Raw genomic sequence first — 24,315 nt, forward strand, 5'->3', positions numbered from 1 at the left:
CCGCGATGCGATGTGGCGGACAGAATGCTATCGCGGGGCAAGCCCGCTCCTACTTGGCTAAGCGCCGCCAGCCCAGCACCACACCGCTGACACTGAGCACCAGCCCGCCCAGGCTGAAGGCGATCATCCAGGCATCCCACAATGGCCGCCGTTGCAACAGCGGTAGCCAGTCCCAACTGTGCAGCAACGAGAACAACCAGCGCGACACGCGCCGCGGCTGGTCCAGTACACCCAGCACCTCGCCGGTGTACAGGTCCAGGTGCAGCCAGGTCTGTTGCGGGTCTGCAAAGCGTACGCGCAACACTGGCAAGCGCTTTTCCAGGTGGCCGAGCATGCTTTGCTCGGCCCGGGCGTAGTAGAAGAAGTCGTAGGCTTCAAGCTGCTCGCTGTACATCTGGCCCTGGGGCAGGATCGCTTGTGCGGCGCGCTCCAGCACCTCCCGCGGCAGGCGTTCGAGCACCTGGCCGTCGGCCATCGACAGCACCCGCGTGCGCCCGGCGCCATCATGACCGACCAGGTACCCCGCACCCGCAATCAAGCGCCATTCCAGCTCACGGGCCTTGAAACCTTGCTGGTCGAACCGCGCCAGCGCCTCAGAGGCCGACAGCGGAAAAGCCGCCGCGGTCAACGGCCCGCCTTGATAGGCCGCAACATTCAACGGCATTGAGCTGCTGAACAGCCGCCACGGGTTCATCGACATCAAGCCACTGAAAATCCAGGTAATCGCCAGCACGCCAAACAGCAAGCCGCCAATATGGTGCCAGCGGGCAAAGCCCCGGTAGGGCGAACGCGAGCCACTGCGGTAGGGCTTGCGCAGGCGCCAGCGCAGGATCCCGATCACCGCGCCAAGCAACGCCATCAGCGTACCGGCCAGCGACAGGCTGATCACCAGGTTGCTCCACAGGCCGTCGACGCCAATGCCGCGTAATGGATACAGCCAGTGCAGCCAGGCGCCGACCAGGTTCCAGCCGCGCTCCAGGGCGCTGGCATCGCGCACCACTTCGCCGGTATGGCCGGAGATGTACAGCAGGGTGCGTGCGCCATCGTCGAGCTGCACCCGCTGCAGCGGGCGCTCGGCGTCGAGGGCGCGCGAGTGGCTCCACAGGTCTTCGGTCACCACCCCGGCATAACGGGCTGTTGCCTGCGGATCGTATTGATGCGCACTGGCCAGGGCCTGTTCGCGATCGATCGCATGCAGGCGCTGGCCCGTGCGGGCGTCCACCGCCACGCTGGCCCGGCCTGGATAGCTGAACAGGTAGCGCGGCGTGCCGGCCACCGTGCTCAGGCGGATGCTGGCCGGGGTGCGCTCGGCATCGGCACTGCGCAGGGCAGTGCCGAGGTCGACGCAGCAATCCTGAACGCGCAACTGCGGCAGGTGAGCGTAGTGCTCGCGCGGGGTCAGCTTGGGGTAGCCGACATACAGCATGACCATCCCCGAGAAGAACCACAGGGCCATGAACAGGCATAAGCCGATGCCCAGCCAGCGGTGCCACAGGTACAGGTAACGTTTCATCGGCGGCGTCCTAGAAGCGCGTCTGCACGGCCAGCTCCAGGGTGCGCGGGGCACCGAGGTAGAGCATGCTCGAGGAGGTCCAGCGGGCATACACCTCGTCGGTCAGGTTGCGCACCCGGGCCGTGATGCGCGTGTCGTCATCGACCTTGAAACCGACGAAGGCACCGAAGATCGTGTAGGCCGGCGCGTAGCGGGTGTTGGCTGCGTCGGCATACACCGAAGACACGTAGCGGCTGTCGGCACCGATTTGCCAGCTCGGGTCGATGTCGTAGGTCAGCCACAGGTTGGCGACCCGCTCGGGGATGTTGGTCGGGGTATTGCCCTTGCGCGAGATCGAGCGACCGCCGACGTTCTCGTTGAACTCGTCGTACTGGGCGTCGACGTAGGCAAAGTTGCCCTCGGCCAACAGCTTCGGTGTGACGTGCAGCGAGGCGGCCACTTCTACCCCGCGCGAGGTCTGCTTGCCCACCGGCTGGGTGACGCTGGGGTTGGCGGCATCGGCGGTGGCGAGGTTCTTGCGCTCGATCTGGTAGGCGGCAACGGTGGCGGCGCCGCGGCCATCGAGGAAGCTGAACTTGCTGCCCACTTCCAGCTGCTTGCCGGTGCTCAGGTCGAAGTCGCGTACGGTGGCAAAACTGGCTGTGCTGAGCATGCCCGAGGGCGGGTCGGCGGCGGTGCTGTACTGCACATAGACGTTGGCCGCCGGGGTCAGCTCGTAGACCAGGCCGATGCGCCCGGTGGTGGGCTCGTAGCTGCGCTGGAAGTCCAGCGGGTTGTTGGCATCGACCGTGCGGTAGTTGTGCACATCGAGGTCGATATGGTCATAGCGCAAACCGGTCAGCAGCGACAGGCGCTCGGTCAGTTGCAGGCGGTTCTCGACGAACGCCGCCCAGGTGTCGACGGTGTTCTCGCGGTTCTTCTGAAAGCCCGGGACCATGCCCTTCAGGTCATAGAAATGCCCGGGTTCGAAGCTGGCCGGATCGACACTGTCGAAAATACCGGTGATCGAGCGCGGGTAGGTCATCTGCACGTTGTGGCTGTAGTCCAGGCCCGCCGACCACTGGCTGTTGAGGCCGAACAACTGGCCCTCGTGCAGCAATTCGAAGCGGTTGCCGTTGAGCTCCTGGTCATGGCGTTGCAGCAGCGCGTTGGAGCGGTTGACCCGGCTGTTGTCGGCATTGTAGGCGTAGGTTTCGAGGTTACGAAAATCACGCTCGGTGTTGTAGTGGTAGAGGGTGTTGCGCAGCGAGGTGTTGTCGTTGAAGCGGTACTCGGTGATTGAGCGCAGCCAGCGAACGCGCTGCTCGTAGCGGCCGTCCTCGACGTTGTAGTTTTCGAAGCGGCGGCTCTCGTCGACCTTCATTTCGCCGCCCAGCGGGTTGAGCACCGGGCTGCCCCAATAGGGGCTGTCGACCGTTTCGTTCTGGTACTCCACGGCCAGGGTGTGGGACAGCTGGTCGTTGATGTCGGTGAGCAGCGAGAACGCCACGGTCCAGGCATCGCGCTCTTCGCGATCGACATAGCCGTTGCTCTTGCTGTGGCTGAAATCCAGGCGTGCGTAGTTGCGGATGCCATCGCCGTCGTTGAGCGCATGGTTGAAGCCGAACGAGGTCTCGCTGCTGTCGTAGGAGCCGTACTTGATTCTGCCTTCGTTGAAGTTCTCGTCGCGGCTGGCCAGTTTGCTGATGTAGTTGATCGAGCCGCCGACGGCGCCAGCGCCAAACAGGAAGCTCGACGGCCCGCCGACGGCTTCGACGCGGTCATAGATCCAGCTGTCGACCGGGCGCGCGGCAACCGAGTCGTACTGCACGCTGATGCCGTTGAACAGCTGGGTGATCTGCCCCCCGGAAAACCCCCGGTAAGCCACCGAGCCTGCCGAACCCGGTGGTGAGGCGGCGGTCATGCCGGGCACGCCGTTAAGCGCGTCCTGGGTGGTCTGCGCGCCGCGTTGCTCGATCTGCTGGCGGTTGACGATGCTCACCGAGGCCGGGGTTTCCCGCGGGGTGAGGCCAAGGCGCGAAGCGGTTTGCGACGGGGTGTCGAGCAGCACGCCGTCTTCGGCGTCGGCGCGGCTGTTGATACGCAGGTCGGGCAGGGTCAGCGGCGCCTCGGCCACAGCGTGGAAGGGCAACGCGCACAGCAGCGCCGCGCAACCGTAAAGGCGATAGGAGTAGGGCATGAATCACACTCTGGAAATTGAGCCAGCGGCCGCCTGCACCTGTCAGGCAGGCACAGCAAAAAACGGCCGGTTTCGGGCAGCCCAAGCGGCTGCCAGGAGGTTCAAGCCAGAAGCGGGGAGGCGCGGGGGTTGGCGGCCGGCCAGCAATATCGCGGCGGCGCTTTGCTGCGCAGTTCACGGTGATAGCGACGTACCCGGGTAACCGCCAGCAGCCAGCCGATGACCAGCACCAGGCCCAGGCAGACCACGGCGGCAGCGCACACCGGGCAGGTCTGCATGCTGTCCCAGCCGGCCACCGTCTGATCGCCGAAATCGCTTTTCAGCGTCGGCCCGGCGCTGCCCATGGCCGAACAATAGGCGCCGCCGATACCGTTGAGTTGCAGGCCCATCATCTGCCCGTGACCGATACCGCAGGCGAACAGATTGAACAGGACACAGAAGTACAAGGTCCAGGCAATCAGCGGGCGGTCGGCGGGGGCGCGGTTCATGGCCGCGACTTTAGCACCGATGGCCGCTGGGGTTAAAGCAATCAGGCCGGTTCTTCAGCGACTTTTTGCGGTGGCGGATTGTATTGCGCAAAGCTCACGTCGTCGGTCTGGTCGACGCGCTTTTTCAGCCGTTCGTTGAAGGCGCGATTGACCGCATATTGCCCGCCGGAGCTGGTGCGAAACTGCGCGGTCAAAGTGATGCCGTTGAGGTTCATGCTGTCGACCCCGAACACCTGCAGCGGCCCTTGCAGGCTGTGGCGCAGCAGCGGGTCTTCGCTGATCGACTGGCCGACTTCGCGGATCAGTTTCAGCGCGCTGTCGACGTCGGTCTGGTAGCTGAACTGAACCGAGAAGAACGCATAGGCGAACTGCCGTGACTGGTTGGTGACCGCCTTGATCTGGCCGAACGGTACCGAGTGCACGAAGCCCTTGCCATCACGCAGGCGCAAGGTGCGGATGGTCAGGCTCTCGACCGTGCCGGCATGCCCGGAATCGAGCACCACCCAGTCGCCGATGGCGATGGTGTCTTCGATGAGGATGAACAGCCCGGTGATCACGTCCTGCACCAGTTGCTGGGAGCCGAAACCGATCGCCAGGCCGACCACCCCGGCGCCGGCCAGCAAGGGCGCGACGTTGATGCCCAGATTGGCCATGGTGGTGATGGTGCAGATCACCACCAGGATGATCTTGATGGCATTGCGCAGCATCGGCAGGATGGTCCGCACCCGGGTGCTCGGCTGGCGCGACGAGCGCCGCCCGACCGTGGGCTTGAGGGCTTCCTGGATCGCCGTGTCGATCACCACCCACAGCAGCCAGGTGACCAGCAGGATCAGGCCGATGCTGCTCAGTGAATCACTGATCGCCCGGCCCAGGCTATTGCGCAAGGCAAAGTCGAGCACCGAAAAGCCCCAGATGCGCCCCAGCAGCTCGATGAAGGCCACTGCCATGGCGATGCGCAGCAGCGCGTGGGCAAGGTTGCGCAGCAGTTCCTTGTACGGACGCAGGCGTTGCCCGGGTTCGATGTCGTGGGCCTTGAACAGGTGCTGCAAGGTGGTGCTGAGAAACAGCGTGGCGATCAGCAAAATGGTGGTCAGCAAAGCGTTTTGCAGGGCCTTCTGGCTCTCTTCGCCGGCGCCGATCAGGGTGATGGCCGAGACCAGGATCATCATCAGGATCGGCAGGTACCAGAGCCAGGAAAAGATCCGCAGGGTTTCCTGCACGGCGCGGTGCTGCAAGCGCTCCTTGAGCGCGCGGTTGCGGATCAGGTGCGCCACCGGGCGGCGCAGGCGAATCACCAGGACGGCGAACGCCAGGGTCGCCAGCAGGCCGGTGATTACCGCCACGCTGCTGGTGATGTTGCCGCCCAGTTGGCGGGCGATCTGCGGGCTGGTCAGGGCATCGCTCCAGGCCGCCAGAAAGCCGATCATGAACAGCGGCCGAGGCGCCAGCTGGCGAATGATGCGCACCGCCGCGCGCTTGTGGCCGGTGTCGAACAGGGTGATCAGGCACAGGATGATCGATGTCGAGAAGATACCGCTGCTGGTGGCATAGGCCAGGCTCAGGCCCAGGGCGCGGCCTACCGACGGCTCCAGATAGTGGCTGACGTACAGCGTGGTCGGCAGGCTGGCCAGGGCCGGCAGGGTATAGGGCAGCAGGTAGCCGAGCAGTTTCTGCAGGCGCGGGCGTTGGCGCAGCGGGCGGCTGTTGTTGCTGCGATGGGCCAGCAGGCGGCCGAGGTTGGTGAGCACCGCGAAGGCGACCAGCCAGGTGATGCTCAGCAGGGCGAAATCGCCGAGCAGGTCGAGGCCATCGCGACCGGCGTGGCGGTTGACCAGTTGATCGACTTCATTGACGGCGCGGTCGGCGCGCAGGCGCCAGCTGTCGAACAGGTGGCTGTCGATATCCAGTTCCTGGCTGACATCGTCCAGGCCATCGGCAATGGCGCCGAGCAGGCCGCCCTGGACCACGGGTTCAGGTTCAGGTGTTGGTGCGGCGGGCGAAGGTTCGGCGGCGAACAGCTGGCTGCTCAACAGACAACTGAACAGCAAGGTGAGTAAAGATCGGGTCACTGGGCACTCCTTGAGCCGTGGATGACGGAAAGGGTAGTCAATGAACTGATCAGCAAATGGGAGGGTAAGTTCGATAGGGGGTGAAGCAATCGCGGGTCAAGTCGAGGCGTCACCTCGACTGACCCGCGATGAGGCCATTACTGCCCGGTGTAGATCTGGTCGAAAATCCCGCCATCGTTGAAGTGGGTTTTCTGCACGGTGCGCCAGTCACCGAAGGTCTTCTCGACCGAGAGGAAGTCGACTTTCGGGAAGCGGTCGGTGTACTTGGCCAGCACCGCTGGATCACGCGGACGCAGGTAGTTGTTGGCGGCGATTTCCTGGGCCTCAGGCGACCACAGGTATTTCAGGTATGCCTCGGCGGTGGCGCGGCTGCCTTTCTTCTCGACCACCTTGTCGACCACACTCACCGGTGGCTCGGCTTCGGCGGAGACGCTTGGGTAGATGACTTCGAACTGGTCACGACCGAACTCGCGGGCGATCATTTCGGCTTCGTTCTCGAAGGTCACCAGCACGTCGCCGATCTGGTTGGTCATGAAGGTGGTGGTGGCGGCGCGGCCACCGGTATCGAGCACTGGCGCCTGCTTGAACAGCTTGCCGACAAAGTCCTTGGCCTTGTTCTCGTCACCGCCGTTCTTCAGCACATAGCCCCAGGCCGAGAGGTAGGTGTAGCGGCCGTTACCGGAGGTTTTCGGGTTTGGCACAATGACCTGGACGCCGTCTTTGAGCAGGTCGGGCCAGTCTTTCAGGGCCTTGGGGTTGCCCTTGCGCACGATGAACACAGTGGCCGAGGTGAACGGCGCGCTGTTGTTCGGCAGGCGCGTGACCCAGTTGTCCGGCACCAGCTTGCCGTTGTCGGCCAGGGCATTGATGTCGGTGGCCATGTTCATGGTGATGACGTCAGCCGGCAGGCCGTCGATTACCGAACGGGCCTGCTTGCTCGAGCCACCGAACGACATCTGCACGGTGATCTTCTCTTTGTGCTCGGCTTCCCAGTGCTTCTGGAACGCGGCGTTGTAATCCTTGTAGAAGTCGCGCATCACGTCGTACGAGACGTTCAGCAGCGGCGCCGGAGCAGCCTGGGCCACGGAGCCGAAGGCGAGGCTTGCGGCCAGAAGCGAGGCACTGAAGAGTTTTTTCACTGCGCATTCCTTGTTCGAGTTAGCGTTAAAGGCATTATGCCAGCGACTATAACGGTTGGGCTTTAGGCGCTAAAAGATTAAAAAGTGCTTTGCTTATTCCATTTTTTTAAACAGCGCATTGCCGCAGCGCGAGCAGAACGCCGCGCCGTGCTCGTGGCTGTTTTTCCGGCACACCGGGCAGTCGTGCTGTAGCTGTTCGCCGCGCATGGCGTTGGCAAGCTCGGCGGTGAAAATCCCGGTGGGCACGGCGATGATCGAGTAACCGGTGATCATCACCATCGACGACAACACCTGGCCCAGCGGGGTTTTGGGCACGATGTCGCCAAAGCCGACCGTGGTCAGGGTGACGATCGCCCAGTAGATGCCCTTGGGGATGCTGGTAAAGCCATGCTCGGGACCTTCGACCACATACATCAGGGTGCCGAACACGGTGACCAGGGTCGAGACGCTGAGCAGGAACACGATGATCTTCTGCTTGCTGCCGCGCAGCGCCGCGAGCAGGTAATGGGCCTGCTTGAGGTAGGGGCTGAGCTTGAGCACGCGAAAGATCCGCAGCATACGTACGACGCGGATGATCAGCAGGTATTGGGCGTCGCTGTAGTACAGGGCGATGATCCCCGGGACGATCGCCAGCAGGTCGACCAGGCCATAAAAACTGAAGGCGTAGCGCAAGGGCTTGGGCGAGCAATACAAGCGGATCAGGTACTCGACCAGAAAGATCGCGGTAAAGCCCCACTCGACGGCCGCCAGCAACCCGGCATAACCCTGGTGCACCTCGTCGATGCTGTCGAGGATCACCGTTACCAGGCTGGCGAGAATGATCAGCAGGAGGATCTTGTCGAAGCGCCGGCCGGCCGTGGTGTCGGTTTGAAAGACGATGACGTAGAGCCGCTCGCGCCAGCTCGAAGGGGTGTCCATAGGCTCGTTCCAAAGGCAGATGGGCAGAGCCTAGGGGCTGCACCTCAGCTGTGCAAGCGACGCCGGCTGTGGGATGCCGGCAAGCGCAGCAGGCGGCCACCGGCGTGCAGCAGCCAGCAGGCGAGAATGAACGGCGCGGTCAGGCCGGCGACCGGCAGCAGGCTCACCGCTGGTTGCAGGGCAATTGCCAGGACGATGGCCAGCAGCGGCAGCCAGGGCCGCTGGCGTTCCTGGCTGAAGGCCAGGGCGGCGAGGGCGGCATTGAAACCGAACAGGCCGTTGTAGGCCGCCGTGGCCTCGCCACCGAGCAACGCCACGCTGCCGCCGATGGCCGAGCCGAGCAGGGCCCAGACGGCGGCGTAGCGATTGGAGATCAGCAGGCCGAGGGCGATCAGCACGCCGGCCAGCGGCTGGTCGAGCAAGAAGATCTGCCCAAGGCCGCGGGCCAGGGCGAACAGCGGGTTGGCCTCGACACTGGTGCTGGTGGCGCTGGCGGGTTCGGCCATGGCCAGGGCGGCCCAGCCGAGCAACACGAACGGCGCGGTATAGGCAGGCAGCAGTTGCCTGGGGCCGCGCTTGAGCCACTGGTGCACGAGCATGCTGCTCAGGCCGCCAGCGGCGATGATCAGTGGCGGCAGAATCGCCGACCAGGGCAGGGCATAGCTGATCAGCAGACCAATCAGCACGCCGTTGTAGCTGTACAGGCCGGCCTGGCGGTCAGTGCGGTTGTAGCCACGGCGCTGGGCAGTCAGCAGCCCGGCGAGGGCCCCGAGCAGCGCGCCGCCGACCAGGTCGGGCGCGGTCAGGGTGATAGCCAGCAGGCAGCACAGGCCACACAGCGGATTGCGCTGCAGCAGCACCTGGCTGAAGCCGTTGAGCAAGGCAGTGGCCCAGTCGGGGCACGGGTTGACGAAATTCTTGGTGTACATGGGGGCAGTCTGGGTTGATGTGGAGTGGGGAGCCTCTTTGGGCCGGGTTGTCCCACCTGGGGTTTGTGTTGCATTCATCGCGGGTCAAGCCCGCTCCCACAAACCTGTGGGAGCGGTCTACCTCAGATCAAGGTCTCGATCCGCAGCGTGTTAGTCGACCCCGGCTTGCCAAAAGGCACACCGGCAGTGATCAACAGCGTGTCGCCGCGGCTGGCCATGCCCTGGGCCTGGGCGATCTCCAGGGCGGTGGAGCAGATCTCGTCGACCTGGCGCAAGCGATCGTTGACCACCGAATGCACACCCCAGGCCACGCTCAGGCGCCGGGCGGTGGACAGGTTGGGCGTCAGGTTGAGGATCGGCGCCCGTGGCCGCTCGCGCGCAGCGCGCAGGGTCGAAGCCCCCGATTCGCTGTAGTTGACCAGCACCGCCACCGGCAGGATGCCGCTGATGCGGCGGATTGCGCAGCTGATGGCATCCGACACGGTGGCTTCGGCTTTCGGCCGGCCGACGTCGAGTTGCGCCTGGTAGTCCGGGCCGTTCTCCACCTGGCGGATGATCTTGCTCATCATCTGTACCGCTTCCAGCGGGTAGTCGCCCGAAGCGGTCTCGGCCGAGAGCATCACCGCATCGGCGCCTTCGGCCACGGCGTTGGCGACGTCGGTGACTTCGGCGCGGGTCGGGGCCGGGGAGAAGCGCATCGATTCGAGCATCTGTGTGGCCACCACCACCGGTTTACCCAGTTCGCGGCAGGTGTTGATGATGCTCTTCTGGATCTGCGGCACGCTTTCGGCCGGCACTTCCACGCCCAGGTCGCCACGGGCAACCATGATCGCGTCGCTGAGCTCGGCAATGGCGCGCAGTTGGGTCACCGCCGAGGGCTTCTCGATCTTGGCCATCAGGTAGGCACGGTCACCGATCAGCTGGCGCGCTTCGACGATGTCTTCCGGGCGCTGTACGAACGACAGCGCCACCCAGTCCACGCCCAGCTCCAGGCCGAAGCTCAGGTCGCGGCGGTCCTTGGCGGTCAGCGGGCTGAGGTCGAGTACCGCTTGCGGCACGTTGACGCCCTTGCGGTCGGACAACTCGCCGCCATTGAGCACTTCGGTCTCGATCGCGTCGCTGTGCTTGGCGGTCACCCGCAGGCGCAGCTTGCCGTCGTCGAGCAGCAGGTCCATGCCCGGCTCCAGCGCAGCGATGATTTCCGGGTGCGGCAGGTTGACCCGCTCAAGCGTACCCGGGGTGCTGTCCAGGTCCAGGCGCAGGGCCTGGCCGCGTTGCAGCTGGACCTTGCCCTCGGCAAAACGGCCGACGCGCAGTTTAGGCCCCTGCAGGTCCATGAGGATGCCCAGCGGGTAGTTGAGCTGGCTCTCCACCTCGCGGATCCACTGGTAGCGCAGGGCGTGGTCTTCGTGCTCGCCGTGGCTGAAGTTCAGGCGAAAGATGTTCACCCCGGCCTCGACCAGTTGGCGGATGTCATCGATGCCCTTGATCGCAGGACCGAGGGTGGCAAGGATTTTGACTTTTTTATCAGGCGTCATGTCAGGCACTCTCGAGAATCAGGATGGCGCGAAAATCGTTGACGTTGGTCCGCGTCGGCTCGGTAACGATCAAGTCATCGAGCGCGGCGAAGTAGCCGTAGCCATTGTTGTTGTCCAGCTCGTCACTGGCCGACAGGCCCAGGGCCGCGGCGCGGGCGTAGCTGTCCGGGGTCATCAGTGCGCCGGCGTTGTCTTCGGAGCCGTCGATGCCATCGGTGTCACCGGCCAGGGCATAGACCCCGCGCAGGCCCTTGAGGCTTTCGGTCAGGCTCAGCAAAAACTCGGCGTTGCGCCCGCCACGGCCATTGCCGCGCACGGTCACGGTGGTTTCGCCACCGGAGAGGATCACGCAGGGTGGCGACAGCGGCTGGCCGTGCTGGACGATCTGCCGGGCGATGCCGGCATGGACCTTGGCCACCTCGCGCGACTCGCCTTCGAGGTCGCCAAGGATCAGCGGGCTGAAGCCGGCCTGGCGGGCTTTGACCGCTGCCGCTTCCAGCGACTGCTGGGGCCGGGCGATCAGCTGGAAGTGGCTGCGGGCCAGGGCCGGGTCGTCAGCCTTGACGGTCTCGGAGGCCGGGTTGTTGAGCCAGGCGGTGACCGCAGCAGGCGCTTCGATGTTGTAGCGCTTGAGGATCGCCAGGGCTTCGGCCGAGGTGCTCGGGTCGGCCACGGTGGGGCCGGAGGCAATGACCGTGGCCAGATCCCCGGGTACATCGGAAATCGCATAGGTATAGACGGTGGCCGGCCAGCAAGCCTTGGCCAGGCGCCCGCCCTTGATCGCCGAGAGGTGCTTGCGCACGCAGTTCATCTCGCCGATGGTGGCGCCGGATTTGAGCAGGGCCTTGTTGATCTGTTGCTTGTCGGCCAGGGTCAGGCCTTCGGCAGGCAGCGCCAGCAGCGCCGAACCACCGCCGGAGAGCAGGAAAATCACCCGGTCGTCAGCCGTGAGGTTGCTGACCATTTCCAGTACCCGCTTGGCCACGGCCAGGCCGGCGGCATCCGGGACCGGGTGGGCGGCTTCGACCACTTCGATTTTCGAGCAGCTGGCGCCATGGCCGTAGCGGGTAACCACCAGGCCGGAAACCGGGCCCTTCCAGGCGCGCTCGACGACTTCAGCCATGGCCGCGGCAGCCTTGCCGGCGCCGATGACGATGACGCGACCGCTGCGGTCGCTGGGCAGGTGGGCTTCAAGGACCTGGCGGGGATGCGCGGCATCGATGGCCGTGGCGAACAGCTCGCGCAGAAAGTGTTGCGGATCGACCGACATGGCAGGCTCCAATCTTATTGTTTTTCAGAATCAAAAACGCCCCTGGGCCCGCCTCCGTGCAGGCCGACCCAGGGGCGCTGAAAGCGGCAAGCTTCAAGCTCCAAGCCGCGAGAGAAAGCGGATCGACGCGCGGCCTGCTTTTACTTGCAGCTTGAAGCTTGCAACTGGCCTCTTACTCTTCACCGCGGATCGAGAAGTTGGCCATGTGCTCAAGGCCCTTGATCAGCGCCGAGTGGTCCCAGTTGGCGCCGCCGATGGCCGCGCAGGTGCTGAACACTTGCTGGGCGTTGGCGGTGTTGGGCAGGTTGATGTTCAGTTCCTTGGCACCTTGCAGGGCCAGGTTCAGGTCTTTCTGGTGCAGGCTGATACGGAAGCCCGGGTCGAAGGTGCCCTTGATCATGCGCTCGCCATGCACTTCGAGGATTTTCGACGAAGCGAAGCCGCCCATCAGTGCTTCACGCACCTTGGCAGGGTCGGCGCCGTTCTTGGCGGCGAACAGCAGCGCTTCGGCCACCGCCTGGATGTTCAGGGCGACGATGATCTGGTTGGCGACCTTGGCAGTCTGGCCGTCGCCGCTGCCGCCGACGCGGGTGATGTTCTTGCCCATGACCTGGAACAGCGGCAGGGCGCGTTCGAAGGCGTTCGGGCAGCCGCCGACCATGATGCTCAGGGTCGCGGCCTTGGCACCGACTTCACCGCCGGACACCGGCGCGTCGAGGTAGGTGGCGCCGGTGGCCTTGATCTTCTCGGCGAAGGCTTTGGTGGCGGTTGGCGAGATCGAGCTCATGTCGATCACCACCTTGTTCGGGCCGACGCCCTGGGCCACGCCGTTGTCGCCGAACAGCACCGCTTCAACCTGCGGGGTATCGGGGACCATGACGATGATGAATTCAGCTTCCTGGGCCACTTCTTTCGGGTTGGCCAGGGCTACGGCGCCGGCGGCGACCAGGTCGGCAGGCGCGGCGTCGTGGTGGGTCGAGAGGAACAGGCTGTGACCGGCTTTTTGCAGGTTCTGCGCCATTGGGCGGCCCATGATGCCGGTGCCGATAAATCCGATTTTAGCCATGAGAAATGCCTCTTGTAATTGTTGGATGCAGGGCACTGTAGGAGCGGGCTTGCCCCGCGATTCGAAAGTGGCCGTACCGCCGCTATCGCGGGGCAAGCCCGCTCCTACAGGGAATCCTTAAATCGCGTTATGGGTCTTCAGCCAGCCAAGGCCCGCTTCGGTAGTGGTCAGCGGCTTGTATTCACAGCCCACCCAGCCCTGGTAGCCGATACGGTCCAGGTGTTCGAAGAGGAAGCGATAGTTGATCTCGCCAGTACCCGGCTCGTTGCGGCCGGGTTGTCGGCCAGCTGGATGTGGTTGATCTTGGCCAGGTTGCTCTGCACGGTACGGGCAAGATCGCCCTCCATGATCTGCATGTGGTAGATGTCGTATTGCAGGTACAGGTTGCTGCTCGCCACCTCGGCCTGGATCTCCAGCGCCTGTTTGGTGGTGTTCAGGTAGAAGCCCGGGATGTCGCGGGTGTTGATCATTTCCATGACCAGCTTGATCCCGGCGGCCTGCAGCTTGTCGGCGGCAAACTTGAGGTTGTCGACGAAGGTCTTGCGCACCGTGGCGCAGTCCGGGCCTTGTGGACGGATGCCGGCCAGGCAGTTGACCTGGGTGTTGCCCAGCACCTGGGCGTAGGCGATGGCCAGATCGACACCGGCGCGGAATTCCTCGACACGGGCCGGGTCGCAGGCGATGCCGCGATCACCCTTGGCCCAGTCGCCGGCCGGCAGGTTGAACAGCACCTGGGTCAGGCCGTGGGCATCGAGCTGCTGCTTGATTTCAGCCGAGCTGAAGTCGTACGGGAACAGGTACTCGACACCGCTGAAGCCGGCGTCGGCAGCAGCCTTGAAACGGGCGAGGAAGTCCTGCTCGGTGAACAGCATGGACAGGTTGGCGGCGAAACGTGGCATGGTTGTCTCCTTGCAAAAAGGGGCCCTGTGCACCCGGCAGCAGGGCCTTCGCAGCGATCAGTCGAGCAGGGAAATCGCGGTTGGCGCGTCGTTGCCGACCAGGGCCAGGTCTTCGAATTCGTTGACCGCGTTGATTTCGGTGCCCATGGAAATGTTGGTCACGCGCTCGAGGATAACCTCGACCACCACCGGTACCCGGAACTCTTCAGCCAGCTTTTGCGCCTTGAGCAGGGCCGGGGCGATCTCGCCAGGCTCGGTCACGCGCAGGGCCTTGCAGCCCAGGCCTTCGACCACGGCGACGTGATCGACGCCATAACCGTTGAGTTCCGGCGCGTTGACGTTCTCGAACGCCAGCTGCACACAGTAATCCATCTCGAAGCCGCGCTGGGCCTGGCGGATCAGGCCCAGGTAGGAGTTGTTCACCAGCACGTGGACGTAGGGCAGGTTGAACTGCGCGCCCACTGCCAGCTCTTCGATCATGAACTGGAAGTCATAGTCGCCCGACAGTGCCACGACCTTGCGAGTCGGGTCGGCCTTGACCACGCCCAGCGCCGCAGGAATGGTCCAGCCCAGCGGGCCGGCCTGGCCGCAGTTGATCCAGTGGCGCGGCTTGTAGACGTGGAGGAACTGTGCGCCGGCGATCTGCGACAGACCGATGGTGCTGACGTAGCAGGTGTCCTTGCCGAACACCTGGTTCATTTCCTGGTAAACGCGCTGCGGCTTGACCGGCACGTTGTCGAAGTGGGTCTTGCGCTGCAGGCTCGACTTGCGCTGCTGGCAGTCTTCGAGCCAGGCGCTGCGGTCCTTGAGCTTGCCGGCGGCTTTCCACTCGCGGGCCACTTCCAGGAACACGTCCAGGGCGGCGCCAGCGTCGGAAACGATACCCAGGTCCGGGGTGAAAACGCGGCCAATCTGGGTCGGCTCGATGTCGACGTGAATGAAGCGGCGGCCTTCGGTGTAGACGTCAACGGAGCCGGTGTGACGGTTGGCCCAACGGTTGCCGATACCCAGCACCACGTCGGACTTGAGCATAGTGGCGTTGCCGTAGCGGTGCGAGGTCTGCAGGCCGACCATGCCGACCATCAGCGGGTGATCGTCAGGGATGATGCCCCAGCCCATCAGGGTCGGGATCACCGGGATACCGGTCAGCTCAGCGAATTCCACCAGCTTGTCGCAGGCATCGGCGTTGATGATGCCGCCACCGGCAACCAGCAATGGACGCTCGGCAGTGTCGAGCATGGCCAGGGCTTTCTCGACCTGGACACGGTTGGCCGCAGGCTTTTGCACCGGCAGCGGCTGGTAGGCATCGATGTCAAATTCGATCTCGGCCATCTGCACGTCGAACGGCAGGTCGATCAGCACCGGGCCTGGGCGGCCGGAGCGCATTTCATAGAAGGCTTTCTGGAACGCATATGGCACCTGGCCGGGTTCCAGAACGGTGGTCGCCCACTTGGTCACCGGCTTGACGATGCTGGTGATGTCGACGGCCTGGAAATCTTCCTTGTGCATGCGGGCACGCGGCGCTTGGCCGGTGATGCACAGGATCGGGATGGAGTCGGCCGAGGCACTGTACAGGCCGGTGACCATGTCGGTGCCGGCAGGGCCGGAGGTGCCGATGCACACGCCGATGTTGCCGGCCTTGGTGCGGGTGTAACCCTCGGCCATGTGCGAGGCGCCTTCAACGTGACGAGCGAGGACGTGATCGATACCGCCGACTTTCTTCAGGGCCGAGTACAGGGGGTTGATGGCTGCACCCGGAATGCCAAACGCGGTTTCCACACCTTCGCGGCGCATCACCAGAACGGCTGCATCAATTGCTCTCATTTTGCTCATGGTTTTGTGCCTCTTTGATTTTGTAATTGTATACAAATGGCTTTTCACCAGAGTGTATTCACGCCAGGCGACTCTGGTCAATCCATTTTCATCGGCGATCGGCGCTTTCGTCGGGAAGCCTTTAAAAATGGCGTTTCGTCAGAATTGGTTCATCGCGTCGAAATTATTGTATACAAAAATATTCGCCATTGTGTTCTATTTGTTCTATTGATTTTTACACCTGCCCTCGGGCTTCTAACAACAAGAGGACCTTTCCATGAACGCTTTGACCCTGAAAGTCGCTGTCAGCCTGGTGAACGCTGCGCTGGTGGCCGGGCGCAAGATCTCCTCCGCGCCGCTGACCGTGGCGGTGCTGGACAGCGGCGGTCACCTGCTGGCCCTGCAGCGTGAAGACGGCGCCAGCCTGCTGCGCCCGCAAGTGGCGATGGGCAAGGCCTGGGGCGCAATTGCCCTGGGCAAGGGCTCGCGCCTGCTGGCGCTGGACGCGCAACAGCGCCCGGCGTTCTTCGCCGCGCTCAATGGCCTGGGTCAAAGCCCGGTGGTGCCGGCGCCGGGTGGGGTGCTGATTCGTAATCAGCAGGGCGTGGTGCTGGGGGCGATCGGTATCAGTGGCGATACGTCGGATATCGACGAGCAGTGCGCGATCAGTGCGATCGAAGAGGCGGGGTTGACGGCGGATGCCGGTGTAGCGGCTTAAAATGTATCGCGGGTCAAGTCGAGTCGTCGCACCGCCGCTCCCACAATCACCTGACCCTGTGGGAGCGGCGGTGCGACGACTCGACTTGACCCGCGATGGATGCACTACCGATCAAGCGTCCGGCTCACAGCCCTTGAGCACCAAACGAATGATGGTCTGCGCCGCCGCTTCATAATCGCTGTCATCGAGCTTGGCCTTGCCGGTGACCACCGAGATCTGCCAGTCGAAGTCGGCGTAGGTCTGGGTCGCGGCCCAGATGCTGAACATCAGGTGGTGCGGGTCGAGCGGGGCGATCTGGCCGCGGTCGATCCACGCCTGGATGCACTCGATGTTGTGCCGGGCCTGGTCGTTGAGCTGCTCGACCTGGCTCGGGCTCAGGTGCGGCGCGCCGTGCATGATCTCGCTGGCGAACACCTTGGAGGCGAACGGCAGATCGCGGGAGATGCGCACCTTGGAGCGGATGTAGGCGCTCAGCACTTCTTTGGGATCGCCGTCGGCATTGAACGGTGTCGACGCCTGCATGATCGGTTCGATGATGCTTTCCAGGACCTCGCGGTAGAGGTTTTCCTTGGACTTGAAGTAGTAATAGACGTTGGGCTTGGGCAGGCCGGCCTTGGCCGCGATGTCGCTGGTCTTGGTGGCAGCGAAGCCCTTGTCGGCAAACTCTTCACTGGCCGCGCGCAGGATCAGTTCTTTGTTGCGCTCGCGAATGCTGCTCATGGTTGACGCTGTTCCTCGTGTCTGGCCGCTGGCGGCACCCGGGCCTGGGAGGGCGGTTGCGCATGGTAGCACCGGGTTCGCAAGCGGCTCAAGGTGGCGACTTTGAGCTAGACTGTGGCCCTCTCAACCCGCTGGAATCAGGCAAACATGGCAGGAAGCAGTCTTCTGGTATTGATCGACGATATCGCCACGGTACTCGACGATGTCTCGGTAATGACCAAGGTCGCGGCAAAAAAGACCGCAGGGGTGCTGGGCGACGACCTGGCGCTCAATGCTCAGCAGGTTACAGGCGTGCGCGCCGAGCGGGAAATCCCGGTGGTCTGGGCGGTGGCCAAGGGCTCGTTCCTCAACAAACTGATCCTGGTGCCGGCGGCGCTGTTGATCAGCGCCTTCATCCCCTGGGCGGTGACGCCGCTGCTGATGGTCGGCGGTGCGTTCCTGTGCTTTGAAGGCTTCGAAAAGCTCGCGCACAAGTTCCTCCACAGCAAGGAGCAAGACCAGGCCGAGCATGCGGCGCTGACCGAGGCGGTGGCGGACCCAGCAGTCGACCTGGTGGCCTTCGAGCAAGGCAAGATCAAGGGCGCGGTGCGCACAGACTTCATCCTTTCGGCCGAGATCATCGCCATCACCCTGGGCGCGGTCGCCCATGCGCCGCTGACCCAGCAGATCATCGTGCTCTCGGGCATCGCCATTGTCATGACCATCGGTGTTTATGGCCTGGTGGCCGGCATCGTCAAGCTCGATGACCTGGGCCTGTGGCTGACCCAGAAGGCTTCCAGCGCCGCCAAGGCGATCGGCAACGGCATCCTGCGCGCGGCGCCGTACATGATGAAAAGCCTGTCGGTGATCGGCACGGCGGCGATGTTTCTGGTCGGTGGCGGGATTCTGGTGCACGGCGTGGCGCCGCTGCACCATGCCATTGAAGCCTTCAGCGCAGGCCGCGGCGGCGCCTTGACCGGCGCCTTGCTCAACGCCGGCGTCGGTATCCTTGCCGGCGCCGCGGTACTGGCGGTGGTGGCGGTCATCGGCAAGCTCTGGCGTGCTGCCAGAGCCTGATGCCGCGAGGTTCGATCAGTTCTTCAGTGCTGTGCGCTCGTTGGCTGCGGGCAGCCAGTCGAGCAGGTGGTGGGTGAAACCGTAGCTGGCGACCTGGTAGTAGGCGATTGCGCGCTGGATCAACGGGTCACTGGTGCTGCTGTTCACTTCCTGGCTTTCACCCAGCGCCTGGTTGTGGCGGCGCAAGCCGTCACGCGGGCTGAGGATGGCCAGGTCCTGGCCGTTGAACAGGCCCAGGTGCTGGTAGTTTCCGATCAGTACCCGCGGTGGCAGGCGGTCATCGAGCATCAGGTCGCGACCGAAGAAGGTCGAGGTGTAGCTCATGTTCAACAGGCCCAGCAGGGTCGGTGCGAGGTCGATCTGGCTGGCCAGTTTTGACTCCTCGCGCGCTTCGATCAGCTTCGGGGCGTAGATGAACAGCGGGATCTGATAGTTGCTGACCGGCAGGTCCTCCTTGCCGGCACTCCCGGCCGTGTGATCGGCGACAAAGATGAACAGGGTGTTGTCGAACCAGGGTTTGCTGCGGGCCTGTTGCAAAAAGCGCCCGATGGCATGGTCGGTGTACTTCACCGCGCCGTCGCGGCCATTGCCTGATGGAATATCGATACGGCCATCGGGGTAGGTGTAGGGACGATGGTTGGAGGTGGTCATCAGTTGCAGGAAGAACGGCACCTGGTTGTCGTGGTCGGCGTCCGCCAGTTTTAGCGCTTGGGTGTACAGGTCTTCATCGGACATGCCCCAGGCATTCTTGAAGCTGATGTCGGCTTCGGCAACGCTGCTCTGGTCGACGACCCGGTAGCCGTTGCCGCTGAAAAACGCGTTCATGTTGTCGAAATAGCCGCGCCCGCCGTAGACGAACACGCTGTCATAGCCGACTTCGGCCAGTTGCTGGCCAAGGCTGGCGAAGCCGCTTTCACGGCCGATGCGCTTGACAATCGAACGCCCGGGCGTTGGCGGCATCGACAGGGTGATCGCCTCCAGACCGCGGTCGGTGCGCGTGCCGGTGGCATAGAAGTTGTTGAAGTACAGGCTCTGCTTGCGCAGTGCGTCGAGGTTGGGGGTAAGGTTGCGGGTATCGCCGTTGCTGCCCAGGTACTTGGCGCTCAGGCTCTCGATGGTAACCAGGACGATATTCGGCGTGCGCGGGCTGCCCGAGGCAGTAATTTCCCGGCGAATGCCCATGGGTTCCTGATCGACGAAGCGTGCATTGGGTTCTTGCAGTTCGGCGCGGATCAACTGGGTGGATTCGCTTTCGCTGAGGCTGCCGTAGAACTGTGAATAGTCCAGTTCGTTGTTGCGAAACGCGGCAAAGAACTGGTACGGCCCGTTGCTTGCCAGTTCGCGGGCGTAGGCATTGCCACCCTGGCCGCGGGGCATGTCCTGGTTGATCAACAGCGCGCAACAGCCAACCAGCAGTGCCAGGCCAGCAAGGTTGGCAAGGCGTTTACGCCAACTGGGCAAAGGTGCATCCAGGGCCTGGCGCAACGGTTTGGCAATTGCCAGGGTCACTACCAGCGCGACCAGTGCCAGTACGCTGAGAATCAGGCCGATGGGGTAGGACTCGAGGATGTTGTTCAGTACCTCATCGGAGTACACCAGGTAGTCCACGGCGATAAAGTTGAAGCGCACGCCGAACTCGTCCCAGAACAGCCATTCGGCAACGGCGACGAACAACATGATGAATACGCTGGCGAACATCACCACTCGCAGCAACCCGCGATGCGCCCGCAACCGCCATAGCGGCGCCGGGCACAGCAGCAGGTAGACGGCCAGGGGCAGGGCGGCATAAATCAGAAAGCCCAGGTCATAGACCAGGCCGGTGGTAAAGATCGAGAAAAAATGCCCCCCGGCTTCACTCAGGTGAGTGAAGTACAGGGCGCTTCTTGTCAGTAAGAAAATAACCAACCACAACGACGTTAATAGCAGTAGATAGCGCACCGGCGCTGAGCGTGTAGCGTGCATGGCGTTTGCCTTGTTATTGCAGGGGAGGTGGGGCGGCAAACTAACGCTTGAAATGAGAAAAAATTGTCAAATAAATGCAGTGAAGAAGTTTGTCTGTAGTTTATAGTGATAGTTCTTTCATGCCGCAAGGATGCGCACGAGGCGCTAATGATAATCGCCCCTGATAACTAAATAAGGAGCCCATGAATGCCCTTCAGAACATTGACCTACGATGTCTTTCACCTGGGCTTGTACATGGCCACTGCATTGGCCTGGACCAGCCTGTGCGTCATGGTTTTGCTTTGCGCGCGCAGGCGTCGCTTTGCTACTGTGCCGGGCAGTTGCCTGGGCGTGGCTGGGCTGGGCGTGCTGGTCTGCCTGGGAATCCTGTTGGCAGATGTACTGCGCCTGATCGATCACCGGGCGGTGTTATTCAGTCTGTTGGTTTTTGGGGTTATTGCACCGGGGCTTGCGGCTGCTGGTTTGTATCTGCGTCTGAATCTGCGGCGCGCGAGTATCGGTTGAATTCGTTTGTAGGAAAACACCTTAGTTGATGTAAGAGATTTCCGAAGTTTGACTTGCTTATAAAAGTTGCGCCCATGCAGGGCGCAACTTTGTATTCGTGCAGATCAGAAGTGCGCTTTGACCAGGAAGCTGGCCGTGTTCTGATCGGTATCAAAGGCATCGCTGTCCTTGATGCCGTATTTGTTCTTCCAGTAGTCGTATTCGAAACCGACATACAACTGCTTCTCGCCCCAGTTCAGCGCCTTGCCCAGGTCGTATTTGACCTGCGGGTTGAAGTGCAGGTTGGCGTGGTAGGTACCACGGCGGCTGGTGGCATCGTTGTCGACGACCCAGTCCATGAAACCATCGATGAGGATGTCGGACTTGCCCACGGGAATGGTGTAGGACCATACCGGGGTGATCTGCCAGACGTTGTCACCGGCGCGGCTGCCTTCGGTGTGGCGCTGGTAGAAGTTCAGCTGGAAGTAATCAAAGCCCGGGATGTCCAGGTCGAAACCCGGGCCGATCAGGTAGGACTCGGTGTCACCTTCGCCAAACTCGTAGGTCATGGCCAGCAGCACGTCCTTGACCGGGCCGAAGGCCAGCTTCTGGTCGAAGATCTTGCCGAAGGACAGGCGCGGGCTGATCTCGCCGTAGTAGGTGTTGGGGCCGTTGTTGAAGTCCTTGTCGCCGTTGTAGAAGATCTTGTCGACGAAGATGAAGTTGTCGCCGTACTTCCAGGCATCGGCGTGCTCGAAGGTCACGGTCTGCTGGATCGACGGGTTGACGGCGAAGTTCTTGCCCCACAGGTAGGTCAGGCTGTTGTTCTGCCATTGCAGCAGGTCACCGGCGCTGGCGCCGGTGCTGGCCGCCAGCAGGCCGCTGGCGAGGATCAGGCTGTTGGTAATACGCATCGCGTAGTTGCTCCCTTGATTGATTCTGTGTCGGTGCTCTGGTGTGGCACCTTTTGGGTAATTACTTGTCTTCTGAGTCAGTTTTTTTCGATTGGCCACAGCTGTTTGGCAAGAGCTGGGCCAACTTTTTGGGGCTGGCTCAACAATCCTGCTCGACGTCAGACTGAACAGATGAAAAGGGTATTGCTGGATGGCGTGACGCTTGCCAACCGCCCGAATTCATTGACTGAGCGGTCAGCAAACGCAGACAGGATCCGTCCTGCCCTGAGCGAGGGGGCGCGCAGATTACTGGCTTGCGCGCCGGTCCTCAAGTGCTCCGTCCTGGAGCAGGTGTGGCAAAAACTGTGCGTTTGGTCAGCTTTTAGAAGTGAACCTTAACCAGGGCGCTGGTAACGCTCTGGTTGGTGTCGAGCTTCCCACTGTTCTCGATACCGTATTTGTCTTTCCAGTAGCTGTATTCGATACCTACGTACAACTGCTTGGCGCCCAGGTTCAGGGCCTTGCCCAGGTCGTATTTGACCTGCGGGTTGAACTGCAGGTTGGCGTGGTAGGTGCCGCGCCGGGTTTGATCGTTGTCCACCACCCAGTCCATGTAGCCATCGATCAGCACGTCGGACTTGCCCACGGGGATGGTGTAGGAAAAGGTTGGGGTAATCTGCCAGACACGATCACCTGGGCGGCTGCCTTCGGTGTTGCGCTGCATGATGTTGAGGGTGAAGTAGTTGAAGCCGGGAATCGCCAGGTCAAAGCCGGGGCCGATCAGGTAGGCCTCGTTGTCGCCTTCGCCCGACTCGTAGGTCATGGCGATCAGTACGTCCTTGATCGGACCGAACTCGAATTTGCGATCGAAGATCTTGCCTAGCGACAGCCGCGGGCTGAACTCACCGTAGTAGGTGTTGCTGCCTTTGTTGCGGTCGGTACCGCCGTTGTAGAAGATCTTGTCGATGAACAGGAAAGTGTCGCCGTACTTCCACTTGTTGGCGTGTTCGAAGGTCAGCGTCTGCTGGATCGCCGGGTTGACCTGGAAGTCCTTGCCGTAGAGGTAGGTGAGGCTGTTGGTGTGCCAGAGCAGCAAGTCCCCTGCGGCGGCTGGCAATGTGGCCAGCAGACTGCTACCCAGCAGGAGGGAAGTGGTGATGCCTTTCATGTTGTGATTCCCGGCTTTGTTATTGTTGGTTTTCGGTTTTTTGGCGCGAAGCGCCCCGGCCGACCCGCTCCCACGGGTCGACGGCCTTGCATGTTGCTCGGGTGACGCCGGGCGGCAAGCGCCGCCCAAAGGCTCAGTGCTGGTGGGCGGTATCGTTGTGGGCGGCGCGCTCGGCGCCACCGAGGATGTTGAACAGCAGGTTGAGGATCAACGCGCTGACGGTGGCCATGGCAATGCCGCTATGGGTGATCGGTTCCATCCACTGCGGCATCTGTGCAAAGAATTCGGGGCGCACCACCGGGATCAGGCCCATGCCGACGCTGACGGCCACCAGCAACTGGTTACGACGGTCGGCGATGTCGGCTTCCTGGAGGATCTTGATGCCGGTGGCGGCGACCATGCCGAACATGGCAATCGAGGCGCCGCCGAGTACTGCTGGCGGAATCGAGGCAATCAGGAACGCCGCTTTTGGCAGCAGGCTGAGCAGGATCAGAAAACCTCCGGCAACTACCGTAACGTAGCGGCAACGCACGCCGGTCATCTGCACCAGGCCGATGTTCTGGGCGAACGAGGAGTGGGTAAAGGTGTTGAAAAAGCCGGCCACGAACGATGCGCCGGCATCGCACATCAGGCCGCGGCGCAGCATGCCCGGGGTGACTTCACGGTCGGTGACCTTGCCCAGGGCGAGGAACATGCCGGTGGACTCGACAAAGATGATCACCACCACCAGGCACATCGACAGGATCGGCGCCAGGCTGAAGGTCGGCATGCCGAAGTGCAGCGGGGTGACGACCTGGACCCAGGGCGCTTCGCTCAGGCCGGTGAGGTCGACCATGCCTATGGAGCCGGCGATGATGTAGCCCAGGCCCATGCCGATCAGCACCGAGACATTGACCCAGAAGCCACGCATGAAGCGGTTGATCAGCAGGATGGTGGCCAGCACCAGGCCGGCGACGATCAGGTACACGGGGGAGCCGAAGGGTGCGGCATCGGCGCCGCCGCCGGCCCAGTTGACGGCAACCGGGAACAGCGACAGGCCGATCGAGGTGATGACCGTGCCGGTCACCAGGGGCGGGAAGAAGCGCACCACCTTGGACATGAACGGCGCGATGATCATGCCGAAGAAGCCGGCGGCGATGGTCGCGCCGAAAATCCCCTGCAGGCCGACGCCGGGCATGCCGGCCATGGCCACCATGCTGCCGACCGCGGCAAAGCTTGCGCCCATCATCACCGGCATGCGGATGCCGACAGCACCAATGCCGAACGACTGGACGATGGTGGCGACACCAGCGACCAGCAGGTCGGCATTGATCAGGAAAGCGACTTCTTCACGAGAAAGTCCGGCGGCTTGACCGATGATCAGCGGCACGGCAATCGCGCCTCCGTACATCAGCAACACATGCTGCAGACCCACCAGGAACAGTTGGAACAGGGGCAGTGGCTGTCGTGGGGGCGCAACAGGGATGTACGCCTTGCGTGACTCGGACATGCAACA

At 62.9% G+C, this 24,315-nt stretch carries 19 protein-coding genes and 1 pseudogene; 3 read left to right on the plus strand and 17 right to left on the minus strand.

The annotated features are described in order from the left end of the window. Positions 1–49: 49 nt before the first annotated feature. The 12 genes and pseudogenes from LOY22_RS08060 to gcl form a co-directional block, all read right to left on the minus strand. A complete protein-coding gene (locus LOY22_RS08060; protein WP_258597084.1) occupies positions 50–1,513 on the minus strand; it encodes a PepSY domain-containing protein in 1,464 nt (487 codons plus the stop codon). Between the two features lie 10 nt (positions 1,514–1,523). Then, positions 1,524–3,692, minus strand: coding sequence for a TonB-dependent siderophore receptor (locus LOY22_RS08065; RefSeq protein ID WP_045200383.1), 2,169 nt, complete (start codon positions 3,690–3,692; stop codon positions 1,524–1,526). A gap of 101 nt (positions 3,693–3,793) precedes the next feature. Further along, positions 3,794–4,180 (minus strand): DUF2946 domain-containing protein, encoded by a 387-nt coding sequence (locus LOY22_RS08070; RefSeq protein ID WP_093385520.1) that lies wholly within the window; start codon positions 4,178–4,180, stop codon positions 3,794–3,796. A gap of 41 nt (positions 4,181–4,221) precedes the next feature. After that, positions 4,222–6,249, minus strand: coding sequence for a mechanosensitive ion channel family protein (locus tag LOY22_RS08075; RefSeq protein WP_258597087.1), 2,028 nt, complete (start codon positions 6,247–6,249; stop codon positions 4,222–4,224). Between the two features lie 137 nt (positions 6,250–6,386). Next, a complete protein-coding gene (locus LOY22_RS08080) occupies positions 6,387–7,388 on the minus strand; it encodes a sulfate ABC transporter substrate-binding protein (RefSeq protein ID WP_123568109.1) in 1,002 nt (333 codons plus the stop codon). A gap of 93 nt (positions 7,389–7,481) precedes the next feature. After that, on the minus strand, positions 7,482–8,306 hold the full coding sequence (locus LOY22_RS08085) for an ion transporter (protein WP_045200389.1): 825 nt from the start codon (positions 8,304–8,306) through the stop codon (positions 7,482–7,484). A gap of 44 nt (positions 8,307–8,350) precedes the next feature. Continuing rightward, positions 8,351–9,235: an urea transporter gene (locus tag LOY22_RS08090; protein WP_258597090.1), complete on the minus strand. Its 885-nt coding sequence runs from the start codon at positions 9,233–9,235 to the stop codon at positions 8,351–8,353. A gap of 122 nt (positions 9,236–9,357) precedes the next feature. Beyond that, positions 9,358–10,773 (minus strand): pyruvate kinase, encoded by a 1,416-nt coding sequence (gene pyk, locus LOY22_RS08095; RefSeq protein WP_045200392.1) that lies wholly within the window; start codon positions 10,771–10,773, stop codon positions 9,358–9,360. Between the two features lies 1 nt (position 10,774). Next, complete coding sequence (locus LOY22_RS08100; RefSeq protein WP_045200395.1) at positions 10,775–12,043, minus strand: glycerate kinase; 1,269 nt, start codon at positions 12,041–12,043, stop codon at positions 10,775–10,777. Between the two features lie 172 nt (positions 12,044–12,215). Further along, positions 12,216–13,109, minus strand: coding sequence for a 2-hydroxy-3-oxopropionate reductase (locus tag LOY22_RS08105; RefSeq protein ID WP_045200397.1), 894 nt, complete (start codon positions 13,107–13,109; stop codon positions 12,216–12,218). Between the two features lie 117 nt (positions 13,110–13,226). Next, positions 13,227–14,008 (minus strand): annotated as a pseudogene (hyi, locus tag LOY22_RS08110) (hydroxypyruvate isomerase). 57 nt (positions 14,009–14,065) lie between these two features. Then, positions 14,066–15,841 carry a glyoxylate carboligase gene (gene gcl / locus LOY22_RS08115; RefSeq protein ID WP_045200404.1) on the minus strand — a complete coding sequence of 592 codons (1,776 nt, stop codon included), beginning with the start codon at positions 15,839–15,841 and terminating at the stop codon, positions 14,066–14,068. Positions 15,842–16,097: 256 nt separating this feature from the next. Between gcl and LOY22_RS08120 the strand changes: the two genes are divergently transcribed. After that, positions 16,098–16,538, plus strand: a complete 441-nt coding sequence (locus tag LOY22_RS08120; protein ID WP_045200407.1) for a heme-binding protein — start codon at positions 16,098–16,100, stop codon at positions 16,536–16,538. A 111-nt stretch (positions 16,539–16,649) separates the two neighbouring features. Here the strand turns inward: LOY22_RS08120 and LOY22_RS08125 are convergent, their stop codons facing one another. Then, positions 16,650–17,258 (minus strand): TetR/AcrR family transcriptional regulator, encoded by a 609-nt coding sequence (locus LOY22_RS08125; RefSeq protein ID WP_010225109.1) that lies wholly within the window; start codon positions 17,256–17,258, stop codon positions 16,650–16,652. Positions 17,259–17,405: 147 nt separating this feature from the next. Between LOY22_RS08125 and LOY22_RS08130 the strand changes: the two genes are divergently transcribed. Beyond that, positions 17,406–18,314 (plus strand): DUF808 domain-containing protein, encoded by a 909-nt coding sequence (locus LOY22_RS08130; RefSeq protein WP_258597094.1) that lies wholly within the window; start codon positions 17,406–17,408, stop codon positions 18,312–18,314. A gap of 15 nt (positions 18,315–18,329) precedes the next feature. On the opposite strand, the gene LOY22_RS08135 is transcribed toward LOY22_RS08130, so the two are convergent. Next, positions 18,330–20,276 carry an LTA synthase family protein gene (locus LOY22_RS08135; protein WP_213602031.1) on the minus strand — a complete coding sequence of 649 codons (1,947 nt, stop codon included), beginning with the start codon at positions 20,274–20,276 and terminating at the stop codon, positions 18,330–18,332. Positions 20,277–20,462: 186 nt separating this feature from the next. On the opposite strand from LOY22_RS08135, the gene LOY22_RS08140 reads away from it, so the two are divergent. Continuing rightward, positions 20,463–20,780, plus strand: a complete 318-nt coding sequence (locus tag LOY22_RS08140; RefSeq protein WP_213602029.1) for a hypothetical protein — start codon at positions 20,463–20,465, stop codon at positions 20,778–20,780. A gap of 104 nt (positions 20,781–20,884) precedes the next feature. Here LOY22_RS08140 and LOY22_RS08145 read toward each other — a convergent pair whose 3' ends face one another. The 3 genes from LOY22_RS08145 to LOY22_RS08155 form a co-directional block, all read right to left on the minus strand. Beyond that, complete coding sequence (locus LOY22_RS08145) at positions 20,885–21,673, minus strand: outer membrane protein OmpK (protein WP_045200414.1); 789 nt, start codon at positions 21,671–21,673, stop codon at positions 20,885–20,887. A 361-nt stretch (positions 21,674–22,034) separates the two neighbouring features. Further along, entirely contained in the window at positions 22,035–22,820 is a 786-nt protein-coding gene (locus LOY22_RS08150) for an outer membrane protein OmpK (RefSeq protein ID WP_045200416.1), read from the minus strand. Positions 22,821–22,953: 133 nt separating this feature from the next. Beyond that, on the minus strand, positions 22,954–24,309 hold the full coding sequence (locus LOY22_RS08155) for a nucleobase:cation symporter-2 family protein (RefSeq protein ID WP_045200418.1): 1,356 nt from the start codon (positions 24,307–24,309) through the stop codon (positions 22,954–22,956). Positions 24,310–24,315 lie beyond the last annotated feature (6 nt).

This window comes from Pseudomonas sp. B21-035 (genome assembly GCF_024748945.1).
Lineage (GTDB): Bacteria > Pseudomonadota > Gammaproteobacteria > Pseudomonadales > Pseudomonadaceae > Aquipseudomonas.

What these genes read in the sequence shown, in the direction of transcription:
- LOY22_RS08060 (WP_258597084.1), bottom strand. Translation starts at nt 1,513, where the DNA reads ATGAAACGTTACCTGTACCTGTGGCACCGCTGGCTGGGCATCGGCTTA.
- LOY22_RS08065 (WP_045200383.1), bottom strand. Translation starts at nt 3,692, where the DNA reads ATGCCCTACTCCTATCGCCTTTACGGTTGCGCGGCGCTGCTGTGCGCG.
- LOY22_RS08070 (WP_093385520.1), bottom strand. Translation starts at nt 4,180, where the DNA reads ATGAACCGCGCCCCCGCCGACCGCCCGCTGATTGCCTGGACCTTGTAC.
- LOY22_RS08085 (WP_045200389.1), bottom strand. Translation starts at nt 8,306, where the DNA reads ATGGACACCCCTTCGAGCTGGCGCGAGCGGCTCTACGTCATCGTCTTT.
- LOY22_RS08090 (WP_258597090.1), bottom strand. Translation starts at nt 9,235, where the DNA reads ATGTACACCAAGAATTTCGTCAACCCGTGCCCCGACTGGGCCACTGCC.
- pyk (WP_045200392.1), bottom strand. Translation starts at nt 10,773, where the DNA reads ATGACGCCTGATAAAAAAGTCAAAATCCTTGCCACCCTCGGTCCTGCG.
- LOY22_RS08100 (WP_045200395.1), bottom strand. Translation starts at nt 12,043, where the DNA reads ATGTCGGTCGATCCGCAACACTTTCTGCGCGAGCTGTTCGCCACGGCC.
- LOY22_RS08105 (WP_045200397.1), bottom strand. Translation starts at nt 13,109, where the DNA reads ATGGCTAAAATCGGATTTATCGGCACCGGCATCATGGGCCGCCCAATG.
- gcl (WP_045200404.1), bottom strand. Translation starts at nt 15,841, where the DNA reads ATGAGCAAAATGAGAGCAATTGATGCAGCCGTTCTGGTGATGCGCCGC.
- LOY22_RS08120 (WP_045200407.1), top strand. Translation starts at nt 16,098, where the DNA reads ATGAACGCTTTGACCCTGAAAGTCGCTGTCAGCCTGGTGAACGCTGCG.
- LOY22_RS08125 (WP_010225109.1), bottom strand. Translation starts at nt 17,258, where the DNA reads ATGAGCAGCATTCGCGAGCGCAACAAAGAACTGATCCTGCGCGCGGCC.
- LOY22_RS08130 (WP_258597094.1), top strand. Translation starts at nt 17,406, where the DNA reads ATGGCAGGAAGCAGTCTTCTGGTATTGATCGACGATATCGCCACGGTA.
- LOY22_RS08135 (WP_213602031.1), bottom strand. Translation starts at nt 20,276, where the DNA reads ATGCACGCTACACGCTCAGCGCCGGTGCGCTATCTACTGCTATTAACG.
- LOY22_RS08140 (WP_213602029.1), top strand. Translation starts at nt 20,463, where the DNA reads ATGCCCTTCAGAACATTGACCTACGATGTCTTTCACCTGGGCTTGTAC.
- LOY22_RS08145 (WP_045200414.1), bottom strand. Translation starts at nt 21,673, where the DNA reads ATGCGTATTACCAACAGCCTGATCCTCGCCAGCGGCCTGCTGGCGGCC.
- LOY22_RS08150 (WP_045200416.1), bottom strand. Translation starts at nt 22,820, where the DNA reads ATGAAAGGCATCACCACTTCCCTCCTGCTGGGTAGCAGTCTGCTGGCC.
- LOY22_RS08155 (WP_045200418.1), bottom strand. Translation starts at nt 24,309, where the DNA reads ATGTCCGAGTCACGCAAGGCGTACATCCCTGTTGCGCCCCCACGACAG.